Consider the following 9464-nt stretch of genomic DNA (forward strand, 5'->3'; position numbering starts at 1 on the left):
GGGTTGCAGGGGAAAGAAATGTCCCCTGCGTTTTTAGTCGTGGGGGGAGAACTATTTCAGGAAGGGGGAATCTCCCCCTCCTGAGATAAGCCGTGGGGGTTCGAGTCCCCCTCCCGGCACCAGTTTGAGTATAGTAATTATTGAAAACTTAGGGAAATGAGAAAAATAAAACCCCACGGCAAAAGGGGTTGCAGGGGAAAGAAATGTCCCCTGCGTTTTTAGTCGTGGGGGGAGAACTATAAATTAAAGAGAGAGCGGACCTCGTATAAAAAAATGAAAGAAATAGGTAAAAAAATAAAAAGAAATCTATTATATGAAGGTTGTTTTGAATGGGAAAAAGATGGGGTTTTCAATCCAGGTGTTATTGTTGAAAACAATCAGGTTCATATAATTTACAGGGCTATAAAATGTGAAAATTATTCTCGTCTCGGATACTTAAAATTAAAAACAGAAAATGAAATTGAAAAGTGTGAATATCCTGTTATTTCACCAACTGAAGTTTACGAAAAACAGGGAATTGAAGACCCCAGAATAACAAAAATAGAAGATTCTTATTTCATCACCTATACTGCATATGATGGGAAAAACGCAAGAATCGCTATTGCAGAATCAAAAAACCTATTGAATTTCAAGAAATTAGGTATTATAAGTCCTAACATTACATTTCTTGAAGCATTAAATATTTCTGAAAATGATAGGTATAAGGACTTCTGGAAAAAACAGGTTGCAGAAAGAGGAGAAAATATAATTATATGGGATAAGGATGGATGCCTTTTCCCTGAAAAAATTAATGGTAAATACGCATTACTTCATAGAATTGAACCTGATATTCAAATTGTTTATTTTAACGATTTTTTTGAACTCAAAAGTAAAGATTTCTGGGAAGAATATTTCAGGAAAATTGAAAGCAAAATAGTAATGAAACCTAAATATAATTGGGAAGAAGAAAAAATAGGAGCAGGTGCTCCACCAATTAAAACAGAATATGGATGGTTACTTTTATATCATGGAGTTGATAAAAATAAAATATACAGAGCAGGAATATCTTTACTTGATATTGAAAATCCACAAAAAGAAATAGCAAGATTACCCTTCCCTCTTTTTGAACCTGATTATGACTGGGAAAAAAATGGTAATGTCCCAAATGTTGTTTTTCCTACAGGTGCTTTTATTAAAGATGGAATTCTTTATATTTTTTATGGATGCGCTGATAAAAGAATTGGGGTTGCTGAAATTGAATTAAAAGAAATAAATAAAATTTTAAAAAAGGTGTGAAAAATTAAAGAAAAAACACCTATTTGGGAAGACATTTTAATAATTATTTCAATTTTTTCTTTATGGCCAGCAATTTTAAGAAGAGAAAATATCTTTACCCGATTTATAATGTTTTCATTTCTTTTAATTCTTGTATGGATTTTAAAAAGAAGGATTACAAGAATAAAAAATTTATAAAAATGAAATGGATTTTTATACCCATAATTATTTTTCTTTCCGGTTGTAATACAGACCTTACAGAAAAAAAATGGAGAGAAAAAGTAAGAATGGGAGATTACTATTTAGCAAACAATAATATTGATATGGCTTTAAACTGCTGGATGGAATCACTTGAGTTTAAAAAAGACCTACTGACTTATGAAAAAATAATTGCTTCACTCATAATAAAAAACGATTTTGAAAAGGGGAAAAAATATACACTTGAGGGGTTGACACATTTCAAAAATAATGATAATTTAATATTCAACTTGGGACTTTTAGAATTTTACTTAAAAGAATATGAAGAATCACTGGAAACTATGGAAAAACTTATAGAGAAAAATAAGTATTATCCAAATGCTCATTACATAAAGGGTTTGATATATGAAAAAAAAGGGGAATTTGAAAAAGCAAAAAAAGAATTTATAGAAGAAGTAAATATAAATCCAGGTTCAAGGAAAGCATGGCAAAAAATCAAGGAGATGAAAAATGAGAAATAAGATTATTTTTTTCCCTTTTCTCTTTTTTCTTTTTTCTACCTTTCTATTTTCTCAGGATACTGTATCATATTTAAACTTTTTTTCTTCTTTAAAATCAAGATTTCCAGGCAGTGAAGGACATAAAAAAGCAGCAGATTTTATTGAAAATAAATTTAAAGAAATTGGTCTTAAAAATGTAAAAAGGGAGAGTTTTAAATCGGTTGTTCCTGTAGAAAAGTATGCATATATTGAATATGATGGAAAAAAAATTGATATAAACTGTCTCTGGCCAAATCTTGTAAGAACATCAACTTTACCACCAGAAGGACTTGAAGGTAAATTGATATATGCTGGAAAAGGTAATTTAAAAGAAGTTGAAGGAAAAGATATAAATGGAAGTATTATTGTTATGGATTTTGATTCAGGAGATAACTATCTTGATTTTGCAATGCTTGGTGCAAAATGTTTCATTTTTATAAATAGAGGGGAAATAACAAGAACCGAAGGCGAAAAGAAATTCCTTTCTGTCCCTCTGGATGTTCCAAGATTTTATTCTGATAATGAGAAAATACTTGAAATAGCAAAAAAAGAACCAACTGTAAAAATTTATGGAAGGATGGACTGGGAAACTATTAACGACTGGAATATTTATGGTTTTCTTGAAGGGAGAGATGCGAAATTAAAAGATGAAACAATAGTTATAAGTTCCTATTATGATAGTACAAGTGTTGTCCCTTCCATTTCTCCCGGTGCTACATCTGCCTGCGGGATATCTGCTCTTATTGAACTTGCTGAATATCTTGTGAAAAACCCACCAAAAAGAAGTATTATTTTTCTTGCCACTTCTTCTCATTTTATGAATATGAAAGGGATAGATGCATTTATTCAAAAACATTGTAGAAATGAAAAACCATTTTCAGAAAGAATTAAAAAAGAAGATAAAATAAAAATATCTCTTTTTATAGGACTAGACCTTTCAGGAGATAGTGATAAACTTGGAATATGGCATAACTCCACTGATTTCTATTACCAGAGATTCTTTGCTCCAATAGGTAAAAAATTCATGGAATATTCAGAAAAGGTAGGTAAAATTTTGGGATATACAGAATCTGTTCTTGTAAACGGAATAAGTCCTGAAAAAGGAGTTGTTTGGGATACATTTTTACCCGAAAGAATTAGAACAGATGGTGAATTTATGATTCTTTCAGGAAATCCTGCAGTTTCATTTATAACTGTTAATGATGGTAGATGGAGAGTTGACACTCCAAAAGATGGATTTGAAAATTTAAAATTACAGAATATTATCAAACAGGTTAACGTATTAAAATTTCTTCTTTCTTATGCTTTAAATGATGAAGAACTTCTATCAAAAAGCGAACTTAAAATGAAGGATAAAATGGCTACCCTAAAAGCAAAAATTGTTACATTTAATCCTAAAAAAAGTTTTGTTCCAAATGACCCTGTAAAAGATGCAATAGTTGTTCCAAGAGATGGAACTTATAAAACAAATATCGGTGTTCGTGGACATCCCCTTGAAATAACAAATGAGAAAGGAATTGCTGAAATTTCAAGATTAACTCTATCCCAATCAGTATATCTAAATGCCTTTTATATAAACAAAGAAAATGGAGAAATAATTTTTGCTCCTGATATGGGAGTTAATGGAAATCAGCAATATCCCATATCTTTTCAGATGGACACAAAAGAAAAAGAAAGGATGATTGTTCTGTTTAAGTGTAAGGAAATATCACTTTTTGGCCTTATTGACCCTCAATATTTAATTCAGATAAATAATATAAATGTTTTTGACCTGTCAAATAGTGCTCCAGATGCTTATGGTTATTTTCTTCAATATCCTAGTAGCATTCCATTTCTCTGGACATCTTACAGTGAACCTGTTGGAACTGTTTTTGCAAAAGAAAATTCAAAAATTAAAATTCTGGGAGAAACAGGTCCTCTTGGTAAAAGATTGTTACTTTTAAACTCAAAAGAAACATATACAAATAAAGAATGGGCAGAGGGACTTGGATTTTCTGTAAACGAAATTTCAGCAATATATAATACACCTTATCAGGCGGCAAGAGATATGCTTATACTTGACAATTACAGAAGATATAACTTTGAAAAATACGGAATTAAAAATGAACGACTTTTTGAATTACAGCAAAAATCAAAAGAATTACTTGAAAAAGCAGAAGAAGCATTAAAAGAAAAAAGGTGGTATGAGTTTTTAAAATTTTCAAGACAGTCCCAGAGTATAGAAGCAAGAGCATATCCTGATGTAAAAAATACAGCAAATGATGTAATTAAGGGAATAATTTTTTATTTCATACTTTTATTACCTTTTGCCTATTTCTGTGAAAGATTATTTTTCAGTTTCTCAAAAATAGAAAAAAGAATAGCAGGAATTTTTGGAATATTTCTCGCTATTTACTGGATAATGAGATATGTTCATCCTGCCTTTAAACTTACAAATGCCCCTGAAGTTATACTTCTTTCTTTTATTGTTCTCACACTTTCAGGAGTTGTTATATCACTTATCGCTTCTAAATTTGAAGAACAAATGCAGAGAATTAAAAAGGAGACATCAAAGGTTTATCAAACAGATGTTGGAAGAATAACAGCAAGTGCAACTGCTTTTTCTCTCGGTGTTGCAAATATGAAAAGGAGAAAAACAAGAACTGCTTTAACCTCAATAACATTAATCCTTCTTACATTTACAGTTCTTTCATTTACATCAATAAAATCATATTTAAAATTCAATCAGATTTTAAGACCCAATAAACCACCATATACCGGATTACTTTTAAGGGACAGAAACTGGACTCCATTGCAAAAAATATCCTATGACTATACAGAAAATGAATTTTCAGAAAAAGGAGTAATAGCTCCGAGAAGTTGGTTAATACTTGGAAGTTTGGGAAATAAAACTGCAATAGAAATAAAATGTGGAAATAAATCATTCCTTTCTACAGGAATCCTTGGGATGACCCCTTCTGAAAAAGAAATTTTACCTGTTGAAAGTACAATAATTTATGGAAACTGGTTTGAAAAAGAAGATGAGGATAGTGTTTTAATTTCGGATAAAATAGCAAAAGAATTAAATATAAAAAAAGAAGATATAGGAGTTGCTAAAGTAAATATTTATGGAAAAGAATTTTTGATAAAAGGGATATTTGATAGTAAAAAATTTGGAGATATTAAAGACCTTGATGATGAACGACTTACTCCTGTTGATTTTTCTGTTCTTCCTGAAAAAGAAATCTCGCAGATGAAGACAGAAAAAACATCCCAAATATTTTCATCCCAGATTCAGTTAAGGTCTTTTACTCATACAGAAGCAGAAAATACTGTTATTATACCATTTAAAAAGGTTATGGATTTAAAAGGTACTTTACATTCAATTGCTGTTAAATTTACAACTTCATCTGAAAATCCAAAAACACTTGTTGAGGAATTTATAACAAAACTTGCTGGAATTGTATTTGCTGGTTTTGAAAATAAAACAATTGTTTACAGTAGTATAGGTTTCACTTCATTTGGTGGTATGAGCAATATCCTTATACCAATTTTAATAGCAGCATTGATTGTTTTAAATACAATGCTTGGTTCTGTTTATGAAAGAATTAGAGAAATTGGGACTTACAGTGCTGTTGGACTTGCTCCTGTACATATTGCTTCTTTATTTTTTGCTGAATCTCTTGTTTATGCTGTTTTAGGTGCTGTAAGTGGCTATCTATTGGGTCAGATTGTTATAAAAATACTGATGGGTGCTGGTTTATTAAAAGGACTTGTTTTAAACTATTCTTCTCTTTCTGCTGTTATTGCTACAATAATAATTGTAATTACAGTTCTCCTTTCAACTTTATATCCTGCAAGGAAAGCATCTCAAATGGCTGTTCCTGATGTTACAAGAAAATGGATATTACCACAACCAAAAGGTGATGAATGGGAATTTGAATTTCCTTTTACTGTAAGTGAAATTGAAATTCTTGGGCTTGCTACATTTTTAACAGAATATTTCAATACTTATCAAGATGTTTCTCTTGGCAATTTTTACACAAGCGGGGCTAAATTAACCTATCAAAAACATCCTTCTGGAAAAAATAAATATATTGTTGAGACAAATATATGGCTTGCTCCTTTTGACCTTGGAGTAAGTCAGGAATTCAAAATGATTTTTGAACCACTTGGGCAATATAATTTCTATACAATAAATCTTTTTATGAAAAGAGCAAGTGGAGAATCAACTGACTGGAAACGACTTAATAGAAGATTCCTTGATGGAATTAGAAAACAATTTTTGATATGGAGAACAGTAAGTATAGAAATTAAAAAAGAATATGAAAAACAAGGGAAAAATAATCTTGGAATTTAAATAGGGGGAAAAATGGCAGAAATGGAAATAAAGGACTTTGAACCAGAAATATCAGAAAAATTTGAACCAGGTTTTAATGCAAGAACAGTTCTGGCTATTTTATTCATTGGTTTTATAATGCTTCCCGCCTCAATTTATTTCTTTCTCATTACAGGTGGTGGACTTGGGGGTGCTGCTCAATGGGTAACGGTTATTCTTCTTCTTGAGATAGCAAAAAGGTCATTTATTCAGTTGAAAAAACAGGAACTTTACATAATTTATATAATCGCTGGTTCTGTTATAGGACTTGAACACCTTGCAGCCCTTTTGATATGGAGGCAATATCTTGTTCAATCACCTCCTGCCCAATTTTTTGGATTAACTGAAAATATGCCCAACTGGGTTGTTCCTCCTGCTGGTTCTGAAGCATTGATGAAAAGAACATTTTTACATAAGGACTGGATAAAACCAATAGTAATAGTTATTTTAACAAGTTTACTTTACAGAATAAATATGTTTTCAATGGGTTATTTCCTATTTCGTATTACAAACGATATTGAAAAATTACCTTTCCCAATGGCTCCTGTTGCTTCAGAAGGAGCAACAGCACTTGCTGAAAGTGGAGCAAAAAAAGAAACATGGAGATGGCGTGTTTTCAGTATTTCTGCAATGATTGGTATTATTTTTGGTGCTTTTTATGTTGTCATCCCTGCAATAACAGGTCTTTTAATGGCAACTCCCCTTCAACTTTTTCCAATTCCATGGGTTGATTTTACAACACAATTAGAAACAGTTTTACCATCTGGACTTTTTGGATTTGCAACAGACCTTGGAGTTATTCTTACTGGATTTATTTTACCTTTCCCTGTTATTGTTGGAACTTTTATTGGTTCAATTTTATGTAAAACTTTTGGGAATCCATTACTTCATAAAATTGGTATAATAAAAAACTGGCAACCAGGTATGACAGCAGTTCCAGCAAATGTTGTAACTACAATGGATTTCTGGATAAATGCAACTATTGGAACAGGAATAGTCGTTGGTATTATAGGAATATGGAGAGTATTAAGAGCATTTTCAAGTTTTAAAAACAAAGATAATGAAAAACAGGCAGTTACAATTCCTCCTGATAGAGGTGACTATCCTATACCAGTAGCAATTGGAATATGGATATTATCAACTATTTTATATCTTATAATAACAAAAACCCTTGTTCCAAATTTTCCTGTATGGATTTTCATTTTCTTTGGTATAATTCTTACTCCATTTTTAAGTTATACATCTGCAAGAATGTTTGGAATAACAGGAGTTGCTACTGGCATTGCATTTCCTATGTTAAGAGAAGCAACATTTATATTAAGTGGATATAAAGGAGTTGAAATATGGTATGCTCCGATTCCATATTTTAATCATGGACATACTGCACAGGCATTTAAACAACTTGAACTTACAAGAACAAGATTTACTTCATGGTATAAAGGAGAATTTACTGCTTTTGGTATAACTCTTATTGCAACATTTTTATTCTGGCAGATAATATGGAAAATGAATCCAATACCTTCCTCTGCATATCCATATGTTCAGAAAATCTGGCCTATGAATGCCACATTTGAAGCACTTTGGACAACAAGTACATTACCAACAGGTGAAAAGTGGATGATAAAAGCAATAAAGGCAAAATATATATTAAGTTCAACTTTTATAAGTTTCCTTATTTATGGACTATTTTTATTACTCAAAATCCCAATTGGGACATTTTATGGAATGGTTGGTGGAATTACAACTCTACCTCATTATGCATTTCCAATGTTTATTGGAGCACTTCTTGGAAGATTTTATATGGCAAAAAAAATAGGACCTAACTGGAGAAGATATACACCGATAATACTTGCAGGATATTCCTGTGGAATGGGATTAATTGGTATGGTTTCAATTGCAGTTGCTTTAATTGCAAAAACAATATTCCAGATAATTTATTAAAATTTGATGACTCAAAAAGAAAAAATTTTCCTTTTTTTAATTATTTTTCTTGTCTATCTTAATTCAATTGTAAACCCGTTTATTTTTGATGATATTGCTCTTGTTGTTAATAATGGATTTATCAAAAATTTTAAATTTTTGAAATATTATTTTACTTCAAATTTATTTAAATGTGCAGGTGAAGAGGACCTTTTTTACAGACCATTCCAGACATTATTTTATGCAATTGTTTACAAAATCTCAAAAGGGAATACTTTTGGCTATCACTTACTTAATATACTTCTTCATTCAGGATGTGCTGTTTTAATTTATTTATTGCTTACAAAGTTATACGATAAAAAAACTTCTTTTCTTGTCTCTTTATTATGGGGTATTCATCCAATAAATACAGAAGCAATCACATATATTTCAGGAACTGCAGACCCTTTATTTCTATTTTTCGGACTTCTTGGTATATATCTTTACAATCTATCTTATTCAAGTAGTAAGAAAAAACATCTATTTTTAATTTTATCCTGTATTTCTTTCATCTTTTCACTGCTTTCAAAAGAGACATCTGTTTTAATCTTACCTTTATTTTTTCTCTATCTATATTCAATAGGAAACTTAAAGAAAGAAAAAAAATCTGACTATATTATAATCACTTCAATCTTTCTTATTTACTTAATCCTCAGAAAAACTGTTTTAAATTTTGGGAAAACAGAACCAGAGGAGATTTTTTTATATAGATTTTTCACTTCTTTTAAGGCATTTTTAGTTTACATATCAATTTTAATCTTTCCTTTTATTTTATCAATGGAAAGACATCTACCCTACATAAAGACACCAAAAGATATTGACTTTATATCAGGTTTATTCCTTTTTATTTTATTTTTATATTTTTTGTGGAAAAAAAGAAATGATAAAAAGATATTATTTGCTGGTTTATTATTTTTACTCAACTTTATATTCCATTCAAACACAATAATACCTTTAAATGGAAACTTAAGAGAACACTGGATGTATGTGGGAGCAATTGGATTTTTTATTTATTTTGTTATGCTTATAGAGAAAATAAAAAAAGAAAAGATAAAAATTGCTTTAATTATCCTTATATTTTCACTATATGGAGTAAGGACGATTTTAAGAAATTATGACTGGCTGGACCCGATAAGTTTTTATGAAAAATCATTAAA

The 9464-nt window shown here is 30.3% G+C and carries 5 protein-coding genes; all 5 read left to right on the forward strand.

The genetic code is table 11. From position 1 onward, the window contains the following. Nucleotides 1–273: 273 nt before the first annotated feature. Nucleotides 274–1275 (forward strand): pesticidal protein Cry7Aa, encoded by a 1002-nt coding sequence (locus PKV21_00970; GenBank protein HOM26060.1) that lies wholly within the window; start codon nt 274–276, stop codon nt 1273–1275. A gap of 179 nt (nt 1276–1454) precedes the next feature. Continuing rightward, nucleotides 1455–1973 (forward strand): hypothetical protein, encoded by a 519-nt coding sequence (locus PKV21_00975; protein ID HOM26061.1) that lies wholly within the window; start codon nt 1455–1457, stop codon nt 1971–1973. Next, the gene (locus PKV21_00980; protein ID HOM26062.1) at nt 1963–6330 is read left to right on the forward strand and encodes a M28 family peptidase; all 4368 of its coding nucleotides are present in this window, start codon (nt 1963–1965) and stop codon (nt 6328–6330) included. Before PKV21_00975 ends, PKV21_00980 begins: the two co-directional genes overlap by 11 nt. 12 nt (nt 6331–6342) lie before the next feature. After that, on the forward strand, nt 6343–8289 hold the full coding sequence (locus PKV21_00985; protein HOM26063.1) for a peptide transporter: 1947 nt from the start codon (nt 6343–6345) through the stop codon (nt 8287–8289). 6 nt (nt 8290–8295) lie between these two features. Next, a partial coding sequence (locus PKV21_00990; GenBank protein HOM26064.1) for a glycosyltransferase family 39 protein occupies nt 8296–9464 on the forward strand: 1169 nt, incomplete at its 3' end.

The sequence above is a fragment of the bacterium genome (assembly GCA_035371905.1).
Classification (GTDB): domain Bacteria; phylum Ratteibacteria; class UBA8468; order B48-G9; family JAFGKM01; genus JAMWDI01.